Here is a 24,073-nt window from a genome sequence, read left to right as displayed (position 1 = left end):
AGCAGCACGTCTCCTGGCTCGACAGCGCGAAACGGAGGACAGCGGTGAGAGGAGAAGCGGGACTCGATAGTCTTGCTACCCTCGAGAACGTACGTCAGAAAGGGTTCGGTGAAAATCCCGATATGAGCACTGAGGCGCAGGTTAGGTGGGTGACGATACCCGTCCGCAGACTCAAGCTGATCGCGGATAGACACCCACCACGCCGAGAGGCTCATCGGCTGTGTGTACTACGCGAGACTGACAGAACGTGAACGTGAGCTACTACGTGATCGTCACGTCCGTGATCGGCACCGTGCGCTGTTGCGAGGAAAAGCGTTTCGCGAGTTCATCCTGCCACAGGCGACCGCTTTCGTTTGCGCGTCGAACGGAACGTTCCCCAGCGCGGCGAACCGGCGGACTGACGAGATGCGCTCCTTCACGACTCCGAAGGGGTAAATGTTCAGCGGGACAGTTCGGAGTGGGAGGTTCGGATGAAGCGTCTGCAGTCGATCCACGAATTGACGCACGCGCTCCGCGATGTTCGTCATCGTCGGCGCAGTCAGCGTTGCATACGCGTATAGATCGACGCCGGTTCGTCTCATGCGGTCGAATAGAGAGAACTGCTGCGAATACAGCTCCGAGGCGGCAGAGGTGTTGAAGGTGAATGACTCCTCGTCGAACCCCTTGAAGCAGGCGACTCGTCCGTAGCCGCGGAACGAGGAAACCTCCCGCACTTGCTCCTCGCTCAGAACCCGCCAGAAGAGGTCGGTGCTCAGGTTGTCGTCAGACCAGAGGAACACGCGCCCTTCCAGTCCGCGACGGCGAATCGCCTGCATCATCCACAGAACCCACTCCGGCGTGAGATCCGGCTGGCCACCGGTAAGATCGATCATGCTCGGCCGAACAGCTGCGGGTTCCGCAAGGTACAGGTCCAGCAGCTCGTCAGCCGTCATCCAGGCGGCGAATTCCTCGCGAGCTTCGAGCAACTCGTTTGGAACGAAGCAGTACCAGCACCGCCAGTTACAGGCAGCATTCTGGAAGACCTGCGAGACCACCTCCGCTCCCGGCGGAAGCCCAAGGAACTTGGCGGCAGGATCGATGGGCAGTGGATTGGGCGGCCAGCCCTGAGTTGATGCTGTGCGCCGAAAGTGACGCAGCCGGCCCAGCCCGCTGCAGTTCGCGGGCTTCGTGAAGTCCTGCGCCTGGCGGCTTCCACCAAGCCGAGAGATGAGGAGGCGTCCCACCTCCGGGCGGATCGCCCGCTCCCGAAGCCAAGCGGTGTACCGCTGGGTGTTTACAACCCCAGTCATCGCGAGCTCCGTCCGCGAGGGTCGGTGAGCGGCGGAACCTTCTGAGGATCCGCGGGGAGGTCCGGCATGCGCTCATCGACGTACAGCATGACGAGCTTCGCCAGGTACTGAACCTCTTCCTCCGTGAGTGGCCGCTGGGCATCGATGGCGTGCCAGTACTCGATGCACTTCCGGCAACAGGCAGCGACGGCGTGCTGCGCGTAGAACAACACGTTGCCGGTGAACGGAGTCTGTCTCCCTTCCCTCGGATTGGAGGCTTCCCCCACGGATGCTTGAATGCGATGAGTCGCAGCATCTTGCAGTTTTGTGCGGCCCTTGCGAAGGGCGTGGTTGATCGCGCGCCGGTCGAAAGGGCGGTGCCAGAATTCGTGCCGGATCTTCTCGTTGCGCAAGGCGGAGAACGTGTAAGCAGCGTCCCGCAGGTTGCGCGCGGAGAGCCGCTGCCATTTAACCAAGTCGGATCCGCATTCTCGGCACGGTCCTCCTACGCGTCTTCCATCTGCGCCTCTGCGCTTCTGAAGGAAGCAGTGGAGCCCGTTTTCGCAGTCGGACGACGTGCACGACACCGCAAGCGGTTCGAGTGTTGACGGGAGTGTCACCGCTCATGCCTCCTCGAGCGCCCTGGACAATAGCTCTCTGTCCCGTTCGCCGATCTTGGACCAGTCCAGCTTCGACATCAGGAACGCCCGGGTAGTTCGCCAGGGATCCTCATCAGCATTCTGGAGGTTTGTGGCCGCACCCCACCAGTTGAACCCCTGAAGCGAGAGGCGCCACGCAAGGTAGTTCGCCAGAGCGCCCACAGGGACGCCGTTGCGTTCCGCGACACGTGGAACGACTGCCTTCATCAGCGAGATCTTCCCGGAAGCATCACGGACACATTCCGCAACCAAGTCCTCAGCTCGTCCGGCAAGCAGGACGTCCGCGGCGAACGCGGTTGCGTCATCCTCCTCGGGGTCCTCTCGCCGCTTCGCCGGTTCGGGATCTTGGTCGAGCGTTTCGAAGTCGAGCACCTTCGAGTCTTCACCCGCATGATACGCCTCGTGCAGGAGGTCGTGGATCCAGCGGGCCTCGGACGCGGTTCGCTGCTTCAAGACGATCGTGTTCCGTCCATTGATGCGCCAGCACGCCCCGTAGAACGCTCCTGTCTCAGCGAGCGGGACAACCGGAACCCCCCGGTCCCACAAGAAGCTGAGAACGCCGTGGAGTGTCACGTCTCCGGCTTTCTCGATCACTGCACGACGAAACTCTTCTGCATCGCGCGGGATCGGCCGCGGCGCGGTCGCAGTTGCAGACAGCGCCACGCCAGCGAGGTACTTGGCGTACGCTGCGAGGAATACTGTGCGCCTCTCCTGCGCGTTCGAAGGTAGTTTGAACTTGCCGACAGCTGCAGCACGGGGGAGCGCAAGCGGTCCAGTCCCTCCGAACAGTTCGGACACACCCCAGCCGAAGATTTTCTGAACGAGAGAGGCGGCCTTCAGAGCGAGGCTGGTATCCGCCGAATCGGGGTCGTTCTCTTCGCCGAAGAGGCGGCGAACCACGAACTTTCGATCCATCCCTGCGCTGATAAGGCGGTTCAGAAGCGCTTTGGGGGACACGTCAACGTTTGGCAGGAACACGTCCTCGCGGATCTTCACACCGAGAGCGCGGACGACTTCCATGATCCTGGCAAGGTTCGCAGTCGCGTATTCGGTCGCCTCGTAGCGCTGAACCTGCTGCTCGGCAATCTTCAGGCGTTCCGCGAGATCCTTCTGCGTCAGGTGTGCAGCGATCCGTGCCTTGATGAGAGCGCGGGGGAGCTCCTCCATCGAGGAGAGTTCAAGAACCGGATACTTCCCTTCCTGAAGCGCCTCGTACTCGGCAAGGTCGCGACGCAGGTCTTTAAGCTGACTGCGCAGAGCATCGCGCTGCGCCTTCCTGATGAGCGGGTGCACCGATGCGTCTGTCGTCGCTTCGGCTTCAGCCAAGGACTTGCTGAACTGGGCAGCGTGGGCCTGCGTGATCCTGTACTCGCGCTCGTTACGAATCATGGTTGCCACCTCGTGAGGTCGAGCCGCACGATCCCTTTCGCGTGACCGTCGAGGGTGGTTTGGAAGAACTCTAGAAACGGGGACTTGATGTCGGCGAGGAATGAGGCGGGGAACAACTCGCCGTAGAAGGTCGCCTTTTGCCTTGCTCGGGAGTTGTCGAAGTCGAGCAAGACCGGGTCTAGTCGCGTCGGATCGACACCCGCCTCCTCCCAGCAGGCATCGAAGTCCTTGGGGTGCTGCTTTTCCGTTACGAAGCTGCCGTCCACGTAGACGGTCTTGCACCCGGCGGACTTCAGCGACACGAGGGCCGCGCGAAGTCCCTTAAGAAGCTTCCGCCGGTGCCCCGTCAGCCCGTACCGAGCGGAAAACTCCGCCCAGCCCGCATCATGGATGCCGGGAGGCAACTTCCCTTCCGCGTCGAATTCCGGAATCGGCACGACACAACAGTATCGTTGTGTCGGCGTCTGATCAAGTGTTCAGAGGCGCCCTGATGGGGCGTGCCTCCGCTCTCTCGCTTCCCAGGTCACCATGGTCTGTCAGAGAAGCGGGCGCTGGCGCTCCGCGCCGCGCTCGGCATGGAGGCGCTGGAGCGATTCACGCGCCGCGTGCCGCTGCGGCGGATGCACGAGTGCGTCTTCGGGGTCCTGCCGATCGAGAGCGAGCCGGTAGACCGCGGCTATCGGACCCCAGTTACGAAGGACGGGCCGCGCTTAGGTCGCGGGTGCACGGCGACGTCTGCTTGGCCACGACTGCCAAAGAGAGATTCGAGACGCCGCGAAAACCCCAGTTGTCACGCAGTTAGATGTAACCCGTCGTCCTGCGGGCGGGAGCTTCTCGACGAATCACAATCTTTAGGGGGAGCGTCTGGAGGTGCGGGCGCGACGAGGAGGTGAAACGCATGCAGCACGACAGAAAGCAGGCCATCGAAAGCCTCGCGCAAGCAGCCCTCGACTACGTGCGCGCGGGTCATCCCGAGCACTCCGCGGTGATGTGGGGACGACTCGTTGATGCAGTCGAGGCAGTCGGCATCGCATCAGAGGACCGGGAGCGCGTCGCTGATATCGTGGCGCGCGTCGCCGACGCGCGGCTGAGTCGCTGGGTCCAGACAGGTCAGTAGCAGGACCAAACCTGCGACGGGTGAGGACAGTCTTCTTCGAACTGACCCTCGCCTTACTCAGGCGTACCGTTTCCCGCCGGCCGAGGACGAGGAGAGTCCATGTTGAAGACCCACGCGGAGGATCTCGCCAAGCTCATCAAGCAGAAGGAGGGCCATCACAATAAGGACATGACCGTCACGGTTTCGCAAGGCGGCGAGCGGACCGAATGGCGCGTGGCCGTCACGGGGACGAGCACGCTGATCGACGCGCTTGCGGCTGAGCACTCGTCTTATTCGACCGGCCGATATGATCGTCGCCGCATCAGCCCCGGCGAGATCGAATTCTACTAACCAACGTGGTCGGCGCGTAGAACGCCAACCGCACGGACCCGGATCGCTGTTACGCCGGTGCTACACCGCCGGCCTTCGTCGCTACCGCTGCGAGCGATTCCGGGGCCTTGCGCTCCCGCACCAAGCCTGAAAATCCCCGTGTCGCTGGTTCGATTCCGGCCCCAGGCACACCAACTCGCTCGAACATCTCGGCCCGCCAGATCGCAAGGTCTGGCGGGCCGTCTGGTCTTCGGCGTCGATGCGCGGGGGACGGGCCGCCGGATCACGCCGCGGTGCTGAACGCGTCCAGCCGCTCCGAGCCGCGCGAACGGCACCGCGGGCGCGGCGGGCGCAGCTCGATCGCAGCGCCCGCGCGGCGTGCTTCCACCGCCTCGAAGACCGCGTCGGCCACCGCGTCCGGCCCGAGGCGCGGGTCCACCACCGCGTCCACGCCGAGCGCGGCGAGCTCGGCGCAGAGCGACGGGCTGGGCTCGCTCGCGAGGACCACGATGGCGAGGTCCTGCTCGCCGCCGGCGCGGCGGACGAGGTCGGCGAAAGCGCGGGCGTCGCGGCCCGGCAGGTCGAGCTTCACCACCAGCGCGTCGAGCGCGAGGAGCTCCTCGAGCAGGAGCGCGAGGCCGCTGGCGCCGTCGGCGGCGGAGAGGGAGGCCATGTCCCGGGAGCCGAGCGCCCAGCCCAGCTCGGCGCGCATCGAGACGTCCGGGTGGAGGACGAGCGCGCGAGGGCGCGGAGCCGGCATCGCATCGAACGTCGAGTTCATGGCGAACCTCCTGGTGCCCCCGCCCCGTGGGCACGTGACGGCAGGATGCGAGCCGCGTACCAGGCTGGCGGGCCGCGAGATCCCGGGGGAAACGGCGAGCAGGGGCGCGGCGTGTGGAGGAACCGCCACGCTTCGTGAGGCGCGGGCACGTCAGGGCTCGTCGCCCTTGGTTCGGTGTGCGGGCGGTGTAGGCGTCGCGCTCCACGTCGGGACCGCGCTTGCACGCAGCGCGGAAGGGACGCCAAGCTGTATGTCGGGTGTGGGGCCCGGCCGGCCTGGCCCGCTGCGAACACCGAGACTCGAACGTGAGCTACGACTACACCGTCTTCCGCGCGCCCGCCGACGGCCCGATGCGCGCCTGGCCGGCCACGTCGCCGCCGGCGCTCGGATCGGTCGCGGAGGTGAAGCAGCGGCTCGACGACCTGCTGCGCGACGTGGCGTGGACGCAGCACGAGTCGACCTGGTTCGGCGGCTGGCAGGCCGCCGAGGGTGGCGCCGAGCTGCAGCTGACGCCGGAGCCGGACGGGCAGGTCCGCTTCGTCACGATCCGGCGCGTGGACCGGGCGACCGTGGAGCACCTCTGCGCGCGGCTCCGCGTGGTGGCCGTCGATCCGCAGGCGATGACGCTGTACCGCGTCGAGACCGGCGACTGGACCGACGCGCGCTGATCCCCCCGCCGCGAGGCGTTGCAGTCGTCGGGGACGCGCGGGCCATCGCCCTCCCACCTGTCGAGCCGCCGCGCGCGGGTCGCCTCGAAGGGCGGCCAGCCTCGAACGCCTGCGCACATCCGCGAGATCGACGTCGCCTCCGACGAGATCGCCCGCGACGCGATGCCGACCATCAAGTGCCTCGCGGAGGCGCGCCACCACCTGGGAGCTTCGAGATCGAGGCCGCGGCGCTCGGTGGGCAACCCGGTGGAGAACGCCGTCAAGTACGCGCGCCGCGGTGGGCGCGTCGTGGTCCGATCGTCCACGGACGCCGCCGCGATCCACGTGGAGGTCGAGGACGACGGACCCGGGCTCCCGCCGGACCTGGGCGATCGTGTCTTCGAGCCGTACGTCCGCGGCGCCTGGGACGTGCCCGGGCTCGGCCTGGGGCTCGCCACGGTCAAGCGGCTCGCCGAGGCCCACGGCGGCTGCATCGGCGTCCGCTCCAGCCCGGGCCAGGGAGCCACCTTCTGGTTCGAGCTCCCGCGCGCGGCGGCTGGCGAGTCGCCGAAGGGCGCCGACCGGGCGCCCGCCGCTCACAGGTCCGCGTAGACCTCGAGCACGTTGCCGTCGGGATCGCGGAAGAACAGCGTGCGGTGACCCCACGGCTGATCCGTCGGCGGCGACGCGATGGGCACCGCGAGGCGGCGCAGCTCCTCGGCGCACGCGTCCACCGCGGAGGGCGCCACGCGGAACGCGAGCTGGACGGACAGCGCGCCCTCGGGCGTGGGCGGATCGTCGAACAGGCCGCCGCGCTGCGTGAGCACGAGCAGGTTGGAGCCGACGCGGAACTCCACCCAGCCGGGCCCGAGCTCGCGCGCGATGGGGAAACCCATCACCTCCGCGTAGAATCGGCGCATGCGCTCGGGGTCGCGGGCGAACAGGACGGTGTAGTCGAGCTGGCGGATGGTCTGGAGCGCGGTCATCGGTGCACCTCGGGGACGGCGTGGTGGAGGCGGGATGGTGATGCCGGCGAGCGTCGCGAAGAAGGTGGCCGCGGATGCGGGTGGTGGCGCCACCACCCTCGCCGCCCGCGCGCTCGGCGACTTCCTGCGCCGCATGCGGTCGCGCCCGGCGCTGGCGGTCGCGGGTGCCGTCCGCCGCCGCGTCACGGGACTCCGCCGCGAGGAGGTCGCGGTCGCGGCGGGCATCAGCATCACCTGGTACACGTGGCTCGAGCAGGGACGGCCGGTGCGCACCTCGCGGCGGACGGTGCGCGCGATCGCCCGCGCGCTGCGGCTCGGCGAGGCGGAGGCGGCGCACCTCTCTCGCCTCGCCGAGGCGGTGGCGACCGCCGCGCCGCGCTGGCGGCGGACCGCGCAGGCCTCGCCGGCGCTGCGCGCGATGGTGGACGGCCTCGGGGACGCGCCCGCGTACGTGGTCAACGGCCGCTGGGACGTGCTCCACGCCAACGCGGCAGCCCGGGCCGCGCTCGGACCGTTCGATCCGATCCCGGGCGTCACCGACAACGTGCTGGTGCGCCTGTTCCTCGATCCGGGCTGGCGCAGCCGCTTCCTGGACTGGGAGGCGGTCGCGTCCTCCGCGGTGGCGCAGTTCCGGGCGGGCGGCGGACGCCTGGTGGCGCACCCGGACTGGAACGCGTTCGTGGCGGACCTCGCGGCGCGCAGCCCGGAGTTCGCGAGGGCATGGGAGGCCCACGCCCTCGCCGATCCCCACCTCCGGCGGAAGCGGCTGGCGGGCCCGGGCGGCGAGCCGCTCGAGCTCCTCTACGCGTCCTTCGCGCCGGAGGGGGAGCCGGAGGACGTCCGGGTGGTGCTGTACGTCCCCGCGGACGAGGCGGCGCGCGCGGCGCTCGCCCGGGGGATCACGGCTTCCCGGTCCAGGGCGGCACGACCTCGGCGATCGCCTCGGCGATGAGCTGGGCGCCGGCCGCGTTCGGGTGGACGTCGCAGCCGCCGCCGGGGAACGGGTTGAGGAGGCCGGCCGCGCAGGGATCGCCGCCGTACGGCGCGCTCGCCTCGACGAACAGGGCGTAGAGGTCCACGACGTCGGCGCCGAAGGCGGCCGCGACGGGCGCGATGGTGAGGTAGTCGAGGGCCTGCACGATCTGGTGGTAGAGCTCGCTCGTGTAGGGCGAGTAGTAGAGCGGCACCACGATCTGGCCGGCGTAGCCCGCACCCCGGATCGCGCCGAGGATCTGGGCGAGGTTCTGTCCGAGCGCCGCGAGCACCGGTGGGATCCCGGCGACGATACAGGCGGGGTCGCCGGCGCACGCATCCTCGACCATGAGCAGATCGTTGGAACCGATCATGAGCGTCACGAGCTTCACGCGGTCGTGCTTCGCGAGGAAGTCGAGGGCGAAGTCGAGCTGCGCGCCGGCGTAATCGGCGTGCAGGTCCCAGCCCCGCTCGAAGCGCCACTGGAAGCAGTCCTTGTCCACGCCATCCAGCGACATGAAGGCGGCGGAGGTCTGCCCGGGGCACGCTGCGCTCACGAGCGGGAGGTCGAGGATCGCGGCGAGGTGCGACGGGTAGGCCGTCGCGTCGAACACGTTGTCGTTCGGCGGCGGAAGGACGAGCGGGTTGTAGCCGAAGGCGATGGAGTCTCCGAGCGCGAGGTAGACGGGCGGGTTCCCCTTCCCCAGCGCATCCGCCGCGGCCGCCAGGCGCGCCTCGTCGGATCCGCCGCCGCAGCCGAGCGCCCATGCCGCCGCCACCGCGCAGAGCGCGTTCACGATTCGTCTCATGGTCTCTCCCGGAGGGCGCGCGCGCGTGACGCGCGCGTCCACCGCGAGGCTGGACCGACGCAGCGTCGAGATCGGTGACCGCGGTCAAGCGGACCCACCGAGAGTGCTGCCTCGGCGCCGCCTCCCACGGGCGGTGCGGGCCGGCCGCATCCGCCGGGAGCGCACGGATCGTGACCCGCACCGGCAGCGCGCGCCGCGCTCCGGGTGCGACCGCCCGGCGTCCCACGTGGCCCCGGGCGCGGCGGCGCGCTAGGTTCTCCCGCCATGAGCAACGCCAGCGGCGAGACCGCCATCCGCCCGACCCGGGCCGACAATTTCTCCGAGTGGTACCTGGAGGTCATCAAGGCCGCCGACCTCGCCGAGAGCTCGAGCGTCCGCGGCTGCATGGTGATCAAGCCGTGGGGGTACGCGCTCTGGGAGCACGTGCAGCGCGTGCTCGACGGCATGTTCAAGGCGACCGGGCACGTGAATGCATACTTCCCGCTGTTCATCCCGCTGTCCTTGCTCGAGAAGGAGGCCGCGCACGTCGAGGGGTTCGCGAAGGAGTGCGCGGTGGTCACCCACCACCGGCTGGAGGCGCGGGACGGGAAGCTCGTGCCCGTGGGCGAGCTCGAGGAGCCGCTCATCGTGCGGCCGACCTCGGAGACCATCATCGGCGAGAGCTTCGCGCGCTGGGTGCAGAGCTACCGCGACCTGCCGCTGCTCATCAACCAGTGGGCGAACGTCGTCCGCTGGGAGATGCGGACCCGGATGTTCCTGCGCACGGCCGAGTTCCTGTGGCAGGAGGGCCACACCGCGCACGCCACCGAGCAGGAGGCGGTCGACGAGACCATGCAGATGCTCGGGATCTACGCCCGCTTCGCCGAGGAGTGGATGGCGCTGCCGGTCGTCCAGGGCGAGAAGACCGAGAGCGAGCGGTTCCCGGGCGCGGTCCGCACCTACTGCATCGAGGCGATGATGCAGGACCGCAAGGCGCTGCAGGCCGGCACCTCGCACTTCCTCGGCCAGAACTTCGCGAAGGCCTCGGGGATCCAGTTCCAGGACGAGAAGGGCGCGCTCACCCACGCCTGGACCACGTCCTGGGGGCTCTCGACCCGGATGATCGGCGCCATGATCATGACCCACGGCGACGACGACGGCATGGTCTGCCCGCCGCGGCTGGCGCCGCAGCAGGTGGTGATCATCCCGGTGATCCAGAAGCCCGAGGTCCGCGAGCAGGTGCTCGCGTGGTGCACGGCGCTGAAGCGGGAGCTGGAGGCGCAGGGCTACGCGGGCGCCCCGGTGCGCGTCCACCTCGACGCGCGCGACGTCCAGGGCGCGAAGAAGTCCTGGGAGTGGATCAAGAAGGGCACGCCCATCCGGCTCGAGGTCGGCCCGAAGGACATCGAGAAGGGCGCGGTGTTCATGGGCCGCCGCGACCGGAAGCCGAGGGAGAAGCAGAGCGTGCCGCGGGCCGAGCTCGTCGCCGGCGTGGGGGCGCTCCTGCAGGAGATCCAGGACGCGCTGCTCCAGCGCGCGCGGGCGATGCGCGCCGAGCACACGCGCGTCATCGACACGAAGGACGAGTTCTACGCGTACTTCACGCCGCCGCCGACCCGGCGCCCGAACGACCCGACGCCCATCCACGGCGGGTTCGCGCTGGCGCACTTCGGGGGCGATCCGGCGGTCGAGGCGCGCATCAAGGAGGACCTCGGCGTCACGGTGCGCTGCATCCCGCTGGAGCCGGGCGAGCCCGGCACCTGCCCGTTCACGGGGCGGCCGAGCCCGAAGCGGGTGGTCTGGGCGAAGTCGTACTGACGCCCTCGACCCGCGTCTTCCCGTCCGGGTCAACCTCGAGGCGGACGCGCGGCTCCCCCTGCGCGTCGCGCAGCACGATGCTCGCCACGCCCTTCTCGACGCCCAGCGTGATCCGCTCCTTCCAGGCGTGGCGGAAGGTGATGCTGGGCTCGCCCTTCACCAGGCCGACGCACATCGCCTCGTACGCGTCCTTGATGTCGAAGCACAGGCCGCGGATGTCCACCGGCTCGAGCATGGCGAGCCCGGCGACCTCGTAGCCGTCCTGGTCCATGAACTGGATCCCGACCGCGTCCACCGCGCGGCGCTCGGCGCCCTTGGGCGGCGGCAGCGGCGCGCCGATGCGCAGGCGCGGGCGGCCCTGCGCGTCCACCACGGTGAGCTCGCGGACGGTGAGCGCCTCCGGCGGCGCGCCGGCGCGGCGGGCGTCGCGCGCGCCGGTGCAGGCGGTGAGCAGGGCGACGACGGCGAGGACGGGGACGGGGCGATGCGAGAGGGACAAGGGCGGCTCCTCGGAGGCGGGGGGTGCGTGCGCCGCATCATTCCGCGGGGATCACGCTCCGTCACGGTGCCGCTCGGGGCGGCGGCGCCTCAGCGGCCCGCCGGGAACGCGTCGCCGACGAGCGCCTCGGCCTCGGCGAGCCACGCCTCCCGCTCGGCGGGCGTGCTGGTCACGACCACCGAGAACGTCCGGCGGCGCACGTCCTTCACGCCGCAGAGCTCGAAGACACAGCGCCGCCAGATCGCCTCGAGCGGGTCGCCGAACGCCTCCCGCTCCCGCGCCGGCGGCGTGTTGGACGTGTTCAGGACGACGGCCGTCCTCGCGCGCAGGAGGCCGACGGGCACCCCCTCGCCCGCGTCGCCCGCCCGGAACTCGTAGGCCACGCCGGGCCGGACGACGCGATCGATCCAGCCGGCGAGGATCGCCGGCGGCTTGCCCCACCAGTTCGGGTGGACGATCACGACCCCGTCCGCCGAGGCGAGGTCGTCGCAGTGGCTCCGGAGCCAGCCCGGGAGCGGAGCGCCCCTCGGGATCTCGGGCGCGGGGAGGATGGGGTCGAAGCCCTCGGCGTGGAGATCCCGCAGCGCGACGTCGTGCCCACGCCGGCGCGCGGCGCGGGCGGCCGCATCGGCGAGCGCGTGGTTGAAGCTGGCGCGGTCGGGGTGGGCGAGGACGATGAGGATCTTCAAGTTCGGCGGGCTCCGGGTGGCGTGAACGGCCAGGGCGCGCACGGTAGCATCGGAGGGGCCGGTGCGGGCGTCGGATCGCTCCCCGCACGTCACGCAGCGTCACGACGCCGCTCGGGGGTCTCGCCCTCCAGGATGGCCCGGGCCGTCGCCGCCACGGCGTCGGCAGCCGGGGTCGGCCCCACGCCGAACGCGGCGCGGAAGCGGCCGTCGTCCGGGACGTACGGCACCTTCCACTGGTAGGTCATCTCGGCGGCGGCGCCGAGCGTCGGGTCGAGGAGGCCGCCCACGCGCAGCAGCCAGTCCGACACGGCGCGGAGCCGGGCGGGCCGTCCGAGCGCGGCCCCGACCGCCTCCACCAGGCCGCGGGTGGTGCCGGTCCAGGCGACCGGCAGGTGCCACGCCCTCCCCGGCGCGGCGTCGTGCGTGCCGAGCACGGCGAGACCGCGCGCCACGTCGGCGACGAACGAGTACGCGTGGGGCAGGTCGGGATCGCCGAAGACCTCGAACGGCCTCCCGGCGCGGAGCCGGGCGGCGAGCCGGTCGCCGAGCAGCGCCGCCGCCCCGGCGCCCGGGCCGAAGAAGTCGGAGGCGCGGCCGGTGGTCGCGCGCAGGTCCCCGCGGGCGTGCGCCTCGAGCAGCTCGCGCGCCAGGAGCGCGCGCAGCTCGCCCTTGTGGCTGCAGGGCGCGAGCGGCGTGTCCTCGTCGAAGGGCGAGGCGGCCGGCCGCCCGTACATGTAGAGGCAGTCGAGCGCGACGAGGCGCGCGCCGGCGCGGGCGGCGGCGTCGCGGATCCCGCGCCGGAGCGGGGGGAGCAGCTCGTCCCAGCGGTGGTAGTCGGGCGGGTTGGTGCAGTCGTAGACCGCGTCGGCCCCCCGGCAGGCCTCGCGCGCGAACAGCGGGTCGGTGGCGTCGCCGCTCAGCCAGCTCAGGCCCGGGAGCGCCGGGCCGGGCGGGCCACGCCGCACCAGGCGGACCGAGTGGCCGAGCGCGAGCAGCTCGGTGGCGAGGCGGCGGCCGACCTGGCCGGCGCCGAACACGACGTGGAGCTCGGGGGGGACGAACGGATCGGGACGGGGCATGCGGGTTCCTCTCGAGCGGAAACCTACGGCCCGCGAAAACGCGGTGCACGTGGCGAATCCGCCGGGTAGCCTTGCGAGCATGCAAAGGCCCTCGCCCGCCCCCGTCCCGCCGCCCGGCGCGCTCGACTGGGATCACGCCCGCGTCCTCCGGGCGCTCCTCGAGGCGCGCTCGCTCTCCGGCGCGGGCGCGCGCCTGGGCGTGAACGCCTCCACCGTCTCCCGCCGCCTGGCCGCGCTCGAGGCGGCGCTCGGCGCGCGCCTCTTCGACCGGACCCCGGACGGCGTCCTCCCCACCGCGCTGGCCGAGTCGCTCGCGCCGCACGCGGAGGCGATGGAGCGCGCCGCGAACGCCCTGGCGCTGGCGGCCCAGGGGCGCGAGCAGGCGGCGGAGGGCGAGGTGCGGCTCACCGCGGCGCCGGGCGTGGCCGAGTACCTGCTCGCGCCGGCGCTGCCGCGCCTGCTCGCGGCGCACCCCGGCGTGCGCCTGACCATCGACGCCACCATCGGCTACGCCGACCTCACCCGGCGCGAGGCGGACCTCGCCGTCCGCGGGGTGCTCCCCGCCTCCGGCGACCTCCTGGCGCGGAAGCTCGGCACCGCCACCGGCGGCGTGTTCGGGGCGCCGCGCCAGGCCCGCGCGCTCGGCACGCTCCGCAGCCTCGACGCCGCGCGCTGGATCACCTGGGGCGAGGACCTCGCCCACCTCGAGCTCACCCGCTGCATCCTCGACCGCGTGCCCCCGGACCGGATCGCGCTCCGCACCAGCCACATGGGGACGCAGATGGCCGCGGCGCGCGCCGGGGTCGGGCTGGTGCTCGCCGATCGCAACATGGCGCTCGCCTGCGGCCTCGCGGAGGTCCGGCTCTCGCCGGCGGTCCGGCGCCAGCTGCCGTCCGAGCGAGCCGGGGACCTGTGGCTGGTGGTCCACCGGGCGCTCCGCGAGGTGCCGCGGGTGGCCGCGGTGTGGGACTTCGTCCTCGAGGAGGCGCGGCGGCTGGGGATGACGCCCGGCGACCCGGCTTGATCCGGGCGCCGCCCGCGGCACGCCGCCGCAAGCGCACCGCGGGTCATCCCGGTCCTCGGACGTGGTGCGGCAAACGAGCGCATGTCCGTCTGCCCGCCGGTCCTCTAGCGTGGGTGATCGCAGCCGCGGGGTTGGGGGAAACCCCCGGCTGACCTACCCAGGGGGAATACCTATGCGCCAGCCGGTGCACCGCCACCCGCGCGGCGGCCTCCACGCGCCTCGCTCGAACGGCTCGTCTCGCCTTCATCCAATCACCGCGACCGCCGTCGCGCTCGCCGCGGTCCTGGGCTCCGGCTGCGGGCCGGAGGAGGCCGGGGGCGTCGGCCCCGGCCGGCGACCCGGCACCGCGCAAGATCGTCGAGCCCGCGCCCGCGCCGCTGCCGCCGCGCTTCACCACCCAGGCGCTCCCGGTGGCGGGCGAGGTGTGCGTCGGCTCGGCGGCGCACGACAAGCACGCGGCGTCCGGCATCGGCTGCGTCGCGTGCCACCCGTGCGGCGGCGCGCTCGGGTTCGCGAACCCGGTCACGTTCCCGGGCGGCACCACCAGCGCGAACGGCACCATCGTGAGCGACGCCTCGGGCACCACCTGCTCGGTCGGCTGCCACGCGCCGCTCGGCGCGGAGCCGCACGGCGTCACCTGGACCGCCGGCCCGCTCCAGTGCGTGACGTGCCACACCGACGTGGGCGCGATCGATCCCGCGACTGCGCTCTCGGCGCACCCGCTGCCGGACGGCAGCTCGGGGACGAGCTGCCAGTCCTGCCACGACACCTCCCAGCACCTGAGCGGCCAGGTCCGCCTGGTCGACGGCGGCGGCGGCAGCGCGGCCGTCACCTGCACCGGCTGCCACGCCGGCCAGGGCCAGACGCTCTCCGGCGAGACGCCGCCGCTGCTGGTCGGCTGGGACGACCTGGCGGCCGGCGACTTCCACGGCGACCGGCCCGGCACGTGCCGGTTCGACCCGCTCGACGCCACCGGCCAGCGCACCATGGGACGCGGCGCGTACCCCTGCCCCCCGAACCAGCCCGACCAGCCCGGCGCGCTGCGCATCACGCCGCGCTGGTGGTACGCGAACGGCACCTCCGGCGCGTTCGCCTGGATCTGCACGCTGCAGCCGCTGGACGCGGCCGGGAACCCGGTCGGCGCGCCGCTCACCGGGCAGCCGTGCCCCGAGGGCACGATCCAGAACTCCACCTGCAGCAGCAACCCCGCCGCCCCGAGCTGCTACCCGACCACCTTCGTGACGCGCGGCTTCGGCGGCACGCTGCTCGCGCCGTACGCGCGCGGCCAGGGCGCCATCGCCTGCGCGCGCTGCCACGACTTCCACGCGAGCAACAACGCCTTCCTGCTCGCCGCCGAGGTGAACGGCGTCGCCATCCCGCCGGGCAGCATCGACCGCGCCGGCGTGGGCGCGCAGCTGCTGTGCACCGCCTGCCACCAGGGTGACCGTCACGAGCTGTGCAAGGCCTGCCACCGCGAGCGGTGGGTCACCGACGGCTCGTACTCCTGGTTCGAGGGCGCCCCGGCGGACCCGGCCCCGGACGGCGCCGCGTGCTTCTTCTGCCACGGGCACGAGGGCATCCAGCAGATGGAGGTCAGCTCGCCCGCGTACCCGCCGAACCACCCGTACTCGACCGGCCTGCCCCAGAGCGCCTGCACGCACTGTCACGACGGCTGGGCGCCGCCGCCCACCGAGTACGTGGCCCCGCGCTTCCAGGCCGGGCCCACCGTGAGCGGCCTGACCGCGACCACGGCGACCATCACCTGGACGAGCAGCGAGAAGGCCACCTCCTACGTCGAGTACGGCGTGGGCACCGCCGGCCACGTCGTCGGCGACGACGCCTTCGTGCTCCAGCACTCGATCCAGCTCACCGGCCTCACGCCGGGGACCACCTACGTCTGGCGCGTGCGCACGAGCGACGTGTTCCGGAACGTGACGCACACCGCGCTGCAGTCCTTCACCACCCCGGCCGAGGGCGCGCTGCCGAGCCCGGACCTGGGCTCGGTGGACGCCAACTTCGAGGTGGGTACGTACGAGGCGACCGTGCCGCTGGTCTGGTTCCCGGTGACGGCGCCGGCGGGCGCGGTGCTCCAGTACGAGGTCCAGCTCGCCTCCGACGCCGCGTTCACCTACCTGCAGAACGGCTCGCTGACGGGGCCGGGCGTGCCGGGGAGCACGGTGGGCAGCACGGGATGGGTGAACGGGACGCCGACCGCCTCGGGCGGGCGCCCCGCCCTCCAGGTGCCGGCGCGGCTGTTCAACATCCCGCAGGACTGGTGCGGGCCGTACGCGCCGCGGATGTACTACTGGCGCGTGCGCGTCCGCGACCAGGCGGGCCACGAGTCGGGCTGGTCCACGCCGGGCAGCTTCGGCGCGTTCGCCTGGGACATGTGGTGCTGAGGACGGCGAGGTCCCGGGGCGCCTCGTGCGCCCCGGGGCCCGGGTCCCGCCGCGAGCCCCGGGACGGCCGCCGGCCCTAGGCGGCCCGGTCCGGCGCGGCCGGCGGGAGCGCGCGGTGCGCGACCGCGGGCGCTGCGCCGCGCTCGGCCTCCCCGGTGTGGAACCACGCGGCGGAGCGGCGCAGCGCCTCGGCCTCCTCGGCGAGCCGCGCGGCGGTGGAGGCGAGCTCCTCGGACGAGGACGCGCTCGCCTGGACGGCGGCGTCGAGCTGGCCGATGGCGCCCGTCACCTCGTGCGCGCCGGCGGAGATCTCCTCGGTGGCGACGGCCATGCCGCGCACCAGCTCCGAGGTGCGCGCGATGTCCGGGAGCACGGCGTCGAGCGACTCGCCGGCGAGCTGCGCCGCCTGCACGGTGGAGGTGCCGAGCGCGCCGATCTCGGCCGCGGCGGCCCGGCTCCGCTCGGCCAGCCGCCGGATCTCGGTCGCGACCACCGCGAAGCCCCGGCCGTGCGCCCCGCTGCGCGCCGCCTCGATGGCGGCGTTCAGGGCGAGCAGGTTGGTCTGGTGGGCGATCTCCTCGATGACCGCGGTCCGCCCGGCGATCTCCCGGACCGCCTCGACCGCGCGCCGCACCGCCTCGCCGCCGGCCTGCGCCGCCGCCGCCGAGCGGGCCGCGAGCGACTCGGTCTCGCTGGCGCCGCCGGCCACGTCGCGCACCCGCGCGGCGAGCTCGGTGGTGGCGCCGCTGGCGGTCTCGGCCCCGGCCGCCTGCTCCGAGGCGCCCTGGGCGATCTGCGCCGTCGAGGCGGACAGCGCCTGGCAAGCCTCGGCCACCGCGTCGGAGGCGGAGCGCAGCGTGCCGACGACGGCGCGGAGGGCCCGCACCATCTCGTTCAGCGCCTCGCCCAGCGCGCCGACCTCGTCCCGCGCGCGCACCTCGAGCTCGCTCGCGAGGTCGCCGGCCGCCACCCGCTCGGCGAACCGCGCGGTGCGCGCGAGCGGCTCGAGCACCAGGCGCCGCACCAGCCAGAGCGCGAGCCCGGCCAGCACGGCCACCAGCGCGGCGCCGCCCACCGACAGCAGGAGCCCCAGGCGCCGCCCGTCGTGCTTCAGCTCCTCCTCCGGCACCGCCCCGCAGACCAGCCACTGCCACGGCTCGAACGCCTGGCAGGTCGCGATCTCCGGACGCGCCGCGCCCTTCGCGTCGGCGCCGGCGATGCGCAGCCCCTCGGCGCCGCCGCCCCCGGCGGCGAGCGCGGGCGCGAGCCCGTCCGGCGCGGTCTCGCCGGCGCGGGTGGGGTGGACGAGCAGCCGGTTGCGCCCGGCGCCGGCCGAGGCGTCCACCACGAAGAAGTAGCCCTGGTCGCCCGAGCGCACCGCGCGGATGCGCTCGCGCAGCGCGGCGAGCCCCTCGGTGAAGTCCACGCCCACGAAGAGCGCGCCGATGACCTTCCCATCCTGGACGATGGGCTCGTAGCGCGTGAAGAAGTCGCGGCCGAACAGCACGGCCTTGCCGGTGTAGGGCTCGCCATCGAGCAGGCGCCGGTGCGCCGGGTGGTCGGCGCCGAGGAACGTGCCCACCGCCCGCCGGCCGTCGTCGCGCTGCACCGAGGTGGTGATCCGCACGAAGTCGCCGCCGGCGCGCGCGAACACGGTCGCGACGGCGCCGCTCGTCGCGGTGAAGCGATCGACGGTGGGGTAGTCGAGGTCCACCATCCGGTCGCCGGCGGCGAGGCCGGGGAGGGCCACGCCCTCGACGTACGCGGCGCGGGACGGGTCCGCGCGGATGCCCTCCGGGTAGGAGGCGCGGAAGACGCGGAGCAGGTCGGCGGTGGCCCTCGCCAGGCTGGCGTCGTAGACGGCGACCATGTCGCGCACCAGCGCCACCCGGCCGCGCAGCGCGTCGGCGGTCTGCTGCTCGACCGTGCGCACGGTGAACGCCGCCGAGACGGCGGTGAAGCCCCCGAGGACCACCGCGAAGGCCAGGCCGATGGTGAGGACGAGCTTGGTGGCGAGGGAGGCGGAGCGCATGCAGGGTGGACCTCGCCGGGCGGTCGCTGGCCCGGTCCCGAGCGGGTGAAACGACAGGTGCGGCGGGCACCCGGGGTCTGACGTGCCCCGGGCGGCCGACCCGCCGCCCGGCCGGATCCCGGCGGCCCGTGGGGCGCCGGGTGCGGGGCAGCGGGGCCGCGGTGCTGGCGCCGGGCCCGGCTGCAAGCGACGGACCCCGCGGTGCCGGGCACCCGGCCGCGCGGCGCCGTGCGGCGGACGTGTGCAACGTTCGGCGGGAGGATCGCCCATGCGCCGTTCGACCGCCCTGTCGCTCACCATCGCGCTCGCCGCGGGCGCCTGGCTGGCCTCGCGCCGGCTGCGCCGCCGCACGCCGCTGGCCGGCGGGGTGGCGCTCGTCACCGGCGGCTCGCGCGGCCTGGGCCTGGTGGTGGCCCGCGAGCTGGGGCGGCGCGGCATGCGGATCGTCCTCTGCGCGCGCGACGAGGAGGAGCTGGAGCGCGCGCGGGGTGGCCTCGCGCAGGAGGGGATCGACGCGACCGCGCTCCCCGGCGACGTGACCGACGAGGACGGGATGCGCACGCTCGTCGCCGACGTGGAGGAGAACCTGGGCCCGGTGGACCTGCTCGTGAACAGCGCAGGCATCATCCAGGTCGGCCCGGCCGAGGCCATGACCGTGGAGGACTACCGGCGCGCCATGGACGTGCTGTTCTACGGGCCGCTGCACGCGGCCGAGGCGGTGCTGCCGGGCATGCGCGCGCGCCGCCGCGGGACCATCGTGAACGTGACCTCGATCGGCGCCGCGGTGGGCATCCCGCACCTCGCCCCGTACGACGCCGCCAAGTTCGCGGCGCGCGGCTGGTCGGAGGCGCTCGGCGCCGAGGCGGCCAAGCACGGCATCGACGTCATCACGGTGGTGCCGGGGCTGATGCGCACCGGCTCCTTCGGCCGCGCGCTGGTGAAGGGGCGCCGCTACGCGGAGGCGAGCCTGTTCTCGCTGCTCGCCTCGCTCCCGCTCGTCACCGTCTCGGCGGAGCGGGCGGCGCGGCGCATCGTGCGCGCGATCGAGCACGGCGAGCGCTTCGTGATCATCGGGCTGCCGGCGCGCCTGCTCCGGCTCGCCCACTCGATCATGCCCGGCGCGATCGTGGCGACGCTGGGCCTCGTGAACCGGTTCCTGCCGACCGCCGCCCCCGGGGCGCGCCACGGGATCGCGCTCCCGGCCGAGCTGTTCCGCCGCGGGCTGGCGCGCTCGATCCTGACCGCGCTCGGCGAGCGGGCCGCGCGCCGCTACAACGAGGAGCCGGCCTGATCGCGGCCCGGCCGCGCCCGGCCCCTGACGCGAGAAGGCCCCCCCGCCGCGAGGCGAGGGGGCCTCCGAGTCCGGGGGCGGGCCGCGGAGCTACCGGCGGCCGAGGTCGGTGCGCCAGGTGAAGCCCAGCGCCACGATCCAGATGTCCGTCTTGTAGCTGCCCGGGAACGCGGTGGTCCCGGTCGCGGTCTGCTTGTCGCGGTCGCCGTAGAACACCGCCGCGTTCAGGCCGACGTCGCCGCCCACGTCCCAGCCCGCGCCCAGCGAGTAGCCGGTCGTGTTCGAGTCGGGGAGCGTCGGCGAGAGCGTGTTCGTGCGCAGGCCCGACCAGTCGCGCATCATGCCGGCGCGGAGCCGCAGGCTGGGGAGCGCGGTCCACTCGACGCCGCCGCGGATGACGTTGCCGTTGCGGTAGTCGCGCGGGACCGTGATGGTCGTCGTCTCGCCCTCGAACAGGTCCTGGTTGTAGACCACGAAGCGCGACCAGGAGTACTGCAGCGTCACCAGCACCGGCTTCGCCACCCGCCAGGCCAGGCCCGTGTCGATGCGGTTCGGGAACGTGAGGTCCTGCTTCACGTCCTGGTCCTGCGTGGTCGGGCCCACCAGCGAGGGCGGCACCTGGAAGTGCGCGTCGCCCTTCATGTGCATGGTGCCCTTGTGCTTGTAGTCGAAGCCGAGCGTGAGGTTCTCGAGCGGCTTCACCTCGGCGGAGAGCTGGTAGGCGAAGCCGCCGCCCTTGGTGTCGAGCTCGGCGTAGGCGTCCGGGAACGGCTGGATGCCCTGCTTCAGGTACTGGATGCCCTCGTAGTAGATGGCGCCGCCGCCCACGCGCAGCCAGGGCGCGATCTCGTAGCCGCCGTTCAGGTAGAACCCGAGCATGCGGCGCTCGACGGTGATGATGCGGCCGCGCCCCTCCCACTGGTCGTCCCACTTCATCTGCCCGCCGCCCGGCGTGCCCACGCCGAAGCCGAAGCCGAGGCCGCGCCCGGCGAGCTTCGTGCCGTAGGCGACGTACATCGCCACCGGCGGCGTGGGCGCGAACTTGGTGGTCTCCTTGCCCGGGTAGGCGTCGGTGCCGGTCCACTTGGTGCGCAGGCTCAGCATCGAGCCGGCCAGGGACAGGTTGAGCCCGGAGAGCTTGGAGAGCGCGGCCGGGTTCTGGAACGTGGCCGCCGCGTCCTCCTGGGCGGCCACGCCGGACGACGAGAGCGCGAGGTCGCGCGGGTTGACGTTGATGACCTCGAACCCGCTGGCCAGCGCGACGGCCGGGGCGGCGAGGACGGCGAGGAAGGCGATCCGGAAGGTCTTCCGCATGGTCGTCACCTCGTTACGGCAGGGTCGCCGGCGAGGCCGGCACGGTCACGTCGAGGAGGAACTGCGCGGCGTCGTCGCGCACCTGGCCGCCGATGGTGGTGCCGGCGCCGGTGGCGGTGAGGAACGTGTCGTTCAGCACGCCGTGCGGGACGCAGTTGTTGGGGGCGGAGGCCGAGACGTAGAGCGTGCTCGGCGCGCCGGCGAGCGAGAGCAGCTCGTCGCCGTAGGGCAGCGGGATCCCGCCCACCACCGTGGTCGCGTTCGGCACCACCGGGTCGCACTTCGCGAGCTGGCCGAGCACGTCGGTGGTGGCGTGGACGAGGCCGGTGCCGCCCAGGCCCGCGGGAGGCGCGGCGAGCAGCGGGCTCGCGAGCTTGGTGCGGGCGTGCGCGGCGTAGTTGAGCGGCTCCGCCGGATCCAGGATCCACTTCGCCAGGATGAGCGTCTGCAGGTAGCGCGACGCGACCGTCGGGTTGGTGGGGATCTGCGACCGGTCGATGCCCAGCGAGAGGAAGAGCGCGTTGACCGAGGCGGTGAACGCGGGCGCGTTCGTGAAGATGTCCACCAGCGTGCCGCCCGGCACGTTCAGCACGCCGCGGGCGAAGCGCGGGTTGGTGGCGAGGATCGACGCGCCCTCGAGGCCGCCGAGCGAGATGCCCTCGTAGTGGACCGCGGTCGGGTTCACCACGAAGCCGCGCTGGAGGAGCGCCGCCGCCAGCGGATCCTGCGCCGGCTGCGGGAACGGCGCGGGCGGCCGCGCCACCGCGAGCACCAGGGCGGCCTGGTCGATGTGGTCCTGGCGGATGGCGTCGCGGATGCGGAAGAAGTTGCCCGAGATGAAGTAGTTCCCGGACGCGACGGTGCTGAGGTTGGTGCCGCGCAGGTGGCCGGTGGTGCAGGTGCCCGGCGGGATCGCGTCGCCCTGGCCGGCCTTGGCCTGGTCCGGCGTGCACACGCCGTCGGCGGTGCCGTCGGTGGTGCACTCCGAGTTCTCCATGCAGAACGCGCGATCGCCGTGGTACGGCGCGTCGATCGCCGCGACGACGAAGCCCTTCTGCGCGAGCGAGTTCGCCACCGTGAGCATCTGGAGGCGGCCGCCGGAGAGGCCGTGGTGGAAGACCACCAGCGGGCGCACACAGGGGGTCGCGGTGGTGCAGGCCGCGTCGGACGGGTAGGCCACCACCGCCGGGATCGCCTTCGGCGTCCACTGGGTCTGATCGGGGTTGAGCGCGCCGTTCGCCGGGTTGATGGCGTCCACCGTGGGCACCATGGCGGTGAGGAACCCGCCGACGTCCGGGAACAGCGCCGCCTGGGCGGGCGCGTCGAAGCCGAGCGCGGCGAGGTCGAGCGGGGCGACGCCCTGGCCGACGAACGCGGTGGGCGACTGGTAGGGCAGCGCCGAGAGGCCCACCGAGACGTCGGTGACGGTCTGCGTCTGGACCGTGTACGCCATCACCACGTTGTCCCGGGTGACGGCGCCGGCGGTGAGCGCGCCGAGGTTGGCGAGGAGCGGCTCGAGCCCGGCCCGCAGGTTGGCGAGCGCGGTCGCGTCGGCGTTGGACACGCCGGAGAGCTGCGAGACCCCGTCCACCGCGGGCGGGTGGGTGAAGGTGAAGAGGATGTTGCCGAGCGTGGAGCGCTTCAGCGCGTTGCCGGCGAGGTCCTTCACGCCGTCGGTGATGACGACCGCGTAGTTGCGCTTCTCCTTCAGCGGCGGCGTGGGCACGATGCCGACGCCCGGCACCGGCACGGCCACGCCGGGCTGCAGGCCGATGGCGGTGGTCACCGCCACGTCCGCGCCGCCCACCTGCACGGTGCGGTTCAGCGCCGGCGGCTGCGTCAGGTACTCGGCGGTGGCGGGCTGGCCGGCGCCGAGCGCGGCGGCGACGTCGCGCATGCGGCGCGGCGCGCCCGCGCCCTCGGGGAGCTCGAACAGGAGCACCGTCTGCGCGTTCACGGTGGAGGCGGCGACCGGCGCGCTGAGCGGCGCGAGCATCATGCCCGTGGTGGAGAAGCCGTCCAGCGTGGCGAGGCCGGCGGCGGCCGGGCCGTACGCGGGGACGTTGCGCACGTAGAAGCGGGTGGGCGGGTCGTTCGAGGGCCGGGTGCCGTCGAGCAGGAACGTCGAGGGCAGCGGGATCTGGCCGGAGCCCGAGTCGGTGAGCGGCTGGGCCGCGGCCGGCGCGATGCCGAAGGTGGCGATGGCCGCGACCTCGGTGGGCGCGAACGTCGGCGCCACCGCGGCGAAGGCCGGGGTCACGCTGGTGTCCACGGACGCCGTCCAGCGGCCGCCGACGTCGGTCCACGTGAGCGGGCTCCACAGCGTCTTGCGCACCGCCTCGAGCTGGGCGATCAGCTGCGGCGTCAGGCCGGGCGGCTGGTTCTCGTGGACGGTGAGGTCCTTGTTCTGGGCGGCGATGGCGATGGCCTGGTCGGCGTTCACCGGCATCGCCCCCTGGGCGGCGGTGGTCTTCACGCCGGACGGGCCGCCGCGCACCGCGACGACGTAGCGGCCGGGCGCGAAGCGGCGGCTGCCGCTCGTGTCCGCCTTCTTGCGGAGCACGAGGCGGCCCGCGGTGGCGCTGCCCACCTCGAACTCGACCGCCTGCGGGGCCCCGTCCACCTTGAGCAGCGCCACCGTGGACGGCGTGACCGTGGCGGGGTCGAGGTCCGGCGGGGTCGTCTCGACGTAGGCGTTGCCGTTCCAGCTCACGGCCCGGAACGGGATGGTGATGGCGACCTCCTGATCGCTCGGGAACCCGCCCGCGTCGATGAAGGACTGGAGCAGCTCCTTCTGCGCGCTGTCGGGGAGCGTCGGCACGGCCTGCAGGACCAGGTCGTTGGGCGTCGGGATGTTCGGCGACGCGAAGGTGGCGATCACGAGCTGCGGGGCTGGCTTCTCCTGCTTCACGTCGGTGCAGGCGAGCAGCGACACGAAGACGAGGGCCAGCGGGGGACCGTAGCGGCGAAGCGACATCTGCGGCCTCCTCGGGTGCGCGAGGAACGGGGTTT

The 24,073-nt window shown here is 72.7% G+C and carries 23 protein-coding genes; 10 read left to right on the top strand and 13 right to left on the bottom strand.

The annotated features are described in order from the left end of the window. Positions 1 to 272 precede the first annotated feature (272 nt). From ACOQFB_RS21355 to ACOQFB_RS21340, 4 genes are all read right to left on the bottom strand, one after another. Positions 273 to 1,223, bottom strand: coding sequence for a hypothetical protein (locus ACOQFB_RS21355; RefSeq protein WP_494492361.1), 951 nt, complete (start codon positions 1,221 to 1,223; stop codon positions 273 to 275). 62 nt (positions 1,224 to 1,285) lie between these two features. Next, positions 1,286 to 1,681 (bottom strand): DUF4186 family protein, encoded by a 396-nt coding sequence (locus tag ACOQFB_RS21350; protein WP_421609466.1) that lies wholly within the window; start codon positions 1,679 to 1,681, stop codon positions 1,286 to 1,288. A 210-nt stretch (positions 1,682 to 1,891) separates the two neighbouring features. Continuing rightward, positions 1,892 to 3,316: a helix-turn-helix transcriptional regulator gene (locus tag ACOQFB_RS21345; RefSeq protein WP_059436059.1), complete on the bottom strand. Its 1,425-nt coding sequence runs from the start codon at positions 3,314 to 3,316 to the stop codon at positions 1,892 to 1,894. Next, positions 3,313 to 3,753 carry a DUF6932 family protein gene (locus tag ACOQFB_RS21340; protein WP_421609465.1) on the bottom strand — a complete coding sequence of 147 codons (441 nt, stop codon included), beginning with the start codon at positions 3,751 to 3,753 and terminating at the stop codon, positions 3,313 to 3,315. Before ACOQFB_RS21340 ends, ACOQFB_RS21345 begins: the two co-directional genes overlap by 4 nt. Before the next feature lie 138 nt (positions 3,754 to 3,891). Between ACOQFB_RS21340 and ACOQFB_RS21335 the strand changes: the two genes are divergently transcribed. The 3 genes from ACOQFB_RS21335 to ACOQFB_RS21325 all read left to right on the top strand — a co-directional run bounded on the left by ACOQFB_RS21335 (position 3,892) and on the right by ACOQFB_RS21325 (position 4,763). Then, a complete protein-coding gene (locus ACOQFB_RS21335) occupies positions 3,892 to 4,209 on the top strand; it encodes a hypothetical protein (protein ID WP_202813215.1) in 318 nt (105 codons plus the stop codon). 5 nt (positions 4,210 to 4,214) lie between these two features. Continuing rightward, positions 4,215 to 4,433 carry a hypothetical protein gene (locus ACOQFB_RS21330; RefSeq protein WP_059436057.1) on the top strand — a complete coding sequence of 73 codons (219 nt, stop codon included), beginning with the start codon at positions 4,215 to 4,217 and terminating at the stop codon, positions 4,431 to 4,433. A 99-nt stretch (positions 4,434 to 4,532) separates the two neighbouring features. Continuing rightward, on the top strand, positions 4,533 to 4,763 hold the full coding sequence (locus tag ACOQFB_RS21325; protein WP_059436056.1) for a hypothetical protein: 231 nt from the start codon (positions 4,533 to 4,535) through the stop codon (positions 4,761 to 4,763). 262 nt (positions 4,764 to 5,025) lie between these two features. Here ACOQFB_RS21325 and ACOQFB_RS21320 read toward each other — a convergent pair whose 3' ends face one another. After that, complete coding sequence (locus ACOQFB_RS21320) at positions 5,026 to 5,523, bottom strand: hypothetical protein (RefSeq protein ID WP_059436055.1); 498 nt, start codon at positions 5,521 to 5,523, stop codon at positions 5,026 to 5,028. A 305-nt stretch (positions 5,524 to 5,828) separates the two neighbouring features. Between ACOQFB_RS21320 and ACOQFB_RS21315 the strand changes: the two genes are divergently transcribed. Both ACOQFB_RS21315 and ACOQFB_RS21310 read left to right on the top strand, forming a co-directional pair. Beyond that, a complete protein-coding gene (locus tag ACOQFB_RS21315; protein WP_082100114.1) occupies positions 5,829 to 6,191 on the top strand; it encodes a hypothetical protein in 363 nt (120 codons plus the stop codon). 162 nt (positions 6,192 to 6,353) lie between these two features. Beyond that, positions 6,354 to 6,782, top strand: a complete 429-nt coding sequence (locus tag ACOQFB_RS21310) for a sensor histidine kinase (protein WP_421609464.1) — start codon at positions 6,354 to 6,356, stop codon at positions 6,780 to 6,782. On the opposite strand, the gene ACOQFB_RS21305 is transcribed toward ACOQFB_RS21310, so the two are convergent. Further along, positions 6,767 to 7,156, bottom strand: coding sequence for a VOC family protein (locus ACOQFB_RS21305; RefSeq protein ID WP_059436053.1), 390 nt, complete (start codon positions 7,154 to 7,156; stop codon positions 6,767 to 6,769). The two genes, ACOQFB_RS21310 and ACOQFB_RS21305, sit on opposite strands and share 16 nt — an antisense overlap. A 40-nt stretch (positions 7,157 to 7,196) precedes the next feature. On the opposite strand from ACOQFB_RS21305, the gene ACOQFB_RS21300 reads away from it, so the two are divergent. Next, a complete protein-coding gene (locus tag ACOQFB_RS21300) occupies positions 7,197 to 8,108 on the top strand; it encodes a helix-turn-helix transcriptional regulator (RefSeq protein WP_421609463.1) in 912 nt (303 codons plus the stop codon). Here ACOQFB_RS21300 and ACOQFB_RS21295 read toward each other — a convergent pair. Continuing rightward, positions 8,056 to 8,937: an SGNH/GDSL hydrolase family protein gene (locus tag ACOQFB_RS21295; protein ID WP_152643281.1), complete on the bottom strand. Its 882-nt coding sequence runs from the start codon at positions 8,935 to 8,937 to the stop codon at positions 8,056 to 8,058. The two genes, ACOQFB_RS21300 and ACOQFB_RS21295, sit on opposite strands and share 53 nt — an antisense overlap. Before the next feature lie 264 nt (positions 8,938 to 9,201). On the opposite strand from ACOQFB_RS21295, the gene proS reads away from it, so the two are divergent. Beyond that, on the top strand, positions 9,202 to 10,734 hold the full coding sequence (proS, locus tag ACOQFB_RS21290) for a proline--tRNA ligase (protein WP_421609462.1): 1,533 nt from the start codon (positions 9,202 to 9,204) through the stop codon (positions 10,732 to 10,734). On the opposite strand, the gene ACOQFB_RS21285 is transcribed toward proS, so the two are convergent. The 3 genes from ACOQFB_RS21285 to ACOQFB_RS21275 all read right to left on the bottom strand — a co-directional run bounded on the left by ACOQFB_RS21285 (position 10,685) and on the right by ACOQFB_RS21275 (position 13,001). Continuing rightward, positions 10,685 to 11,233, bottom strand: a complete 549-nt coding sequence (locus tag ACOQFB_RS21285) for a hypothetical protein (RefSeq protein ID WP_421609461.1) — start codon at positions 11,231 to 11,233, stop codon at positions 10,685 to 10,687. The two genes, proS and ACOQFB_RS21285, sit on opposite strands and share 50 nt — an antisense overlap. Before the next feature lie 89 nt (positions 11,234 to 11,322). Beyond that, the gene (locus ACOQFB_RS21280) at positions 11,323 to 11,922 is read right to left on the bottom strand and encodes an NAD(P)H-dependent oxidoreductase (RefSeq protein ID WP_421609460.1); all 600 of its coding nucleotides are present in this window, start codon (positions 11,920 to 11,922) and stop codon (positions 11,323 to 11,325) included. An 89-nt stretch (positions 11,923 to 12,011) separates the two neighbouring features. Next, on the bottom strand, positions 12,012 to 13,001 hold the full coding sequence (locus tag ACOQFB_RS21275; RefSeq protein WP_421609459.1) for an NAD-dependent epimerase/dehydratase family protein: 990 nt from the start codon (positions 12,999 to 13,001) through the stop codon (positions 12,012 to 12,014). Between the two features lie 79 nt (positions 13,002 to 13,080). Between ACOQFB_RS21275 and ACOQFB_RS21270 the strand changes: the two genes are divergently transcribed. Next, complete coding sequence (locus ACOQFB_RS21270) at positions 13,081 to 14,025, top strand: LysR family transcriptional regulator (protein ID WP_059436047.1); 945 nt, start codon at positions 13,081 to 13,083, stop codon at positions 14,023 to 14,025. A gap of 410 nt (positions 14,026 to 14,435) precedes the next feature. Next, positions 14,436 to 16,424 (top strand): cytochrome c3 family protein, encoded by a 1,989-nt coding sequence (locus ACOQFB_RS21265; RefSeq protein ID WP_494492360.1) that lies wholly within the window; start codon positions 14,436 to 14,438, stop codon positions 16,422 to 16,424. Between the two features lie 76 nt (positions 16,425 to 16,500). On the opposite strand, the gene ACOQFB_RS21260 is transcribed toward ACOQFB_RS21265, so the two are convergent. After that, entirely contained in the window at positions 16,501 to 18,456 is a 1,956-nt protein-coding gene (locus tag ACOQFB_RS21260) for a methyl-accepting chemotaxis protein (protein WP_421609457.1), read from the bottom strand. A gap of 268 nt (positions 18,457 to 18,724) precedes the next feature. Between ACOQFB_RS21260 and ACOQFB_RS21255 the strand changes: the two genes are divergently transcribed. Further along, a complete protein-coding gene (locus ACOQFB_RS21255; RefSeq protein ID WP_421609456.1) occupies positions 18,725 to 19,747 on the top strand; it encodes an SDR family NAD(P)-dependent oxidoreductase in 1,023 nt (340 codons plus the stop codon). Between the two features lie 90 nt (positions 19,748 to 19,837). Here ACOQFB_RS21255 and ACOQFB_RS21250 read toward each other — a convergent pair whose 3' ends face one another. Then, entirely contained in the window at positions 19,838 to 21,061 is a 1,224-nt protein-coding gene (locus ACOQFB_RS21250; protein ID WP_059436043.1) for an OmpP1/FadL family transporter, read from the bottom strand. Positions 21,062 to 21,074: 13 nt separating this feature from the next. After that, positions 21,075 to 24,038, bottom strand: a complete 2,964-nt coding sequence (locus ACOQFB_RS21245) for an alpha/beta hydrolase (protein ID WP_421609455.1) — start codon at positions 24,036 to 24,038, stop codon at positions 21,075 to 21,077. Positions 24,039 to 24,073 lie beyond the last annotated feature (35 nt).

Origin of the sequence: Anaeromyxobacter sp. Red801 (genome assembly GCF_049201065.2) — a bacterium.
GTDB lineage: Bacteria > Myxococcota > Myxococcia > Myxococcales > Anaeromyxobacteraceae > Anaeromyxobacter.
The sequence above is the reverse complement of the archived record's forward strand: the minus strand, read 5'-3'. Positions and strand labels throughout refer to the sequence as shown.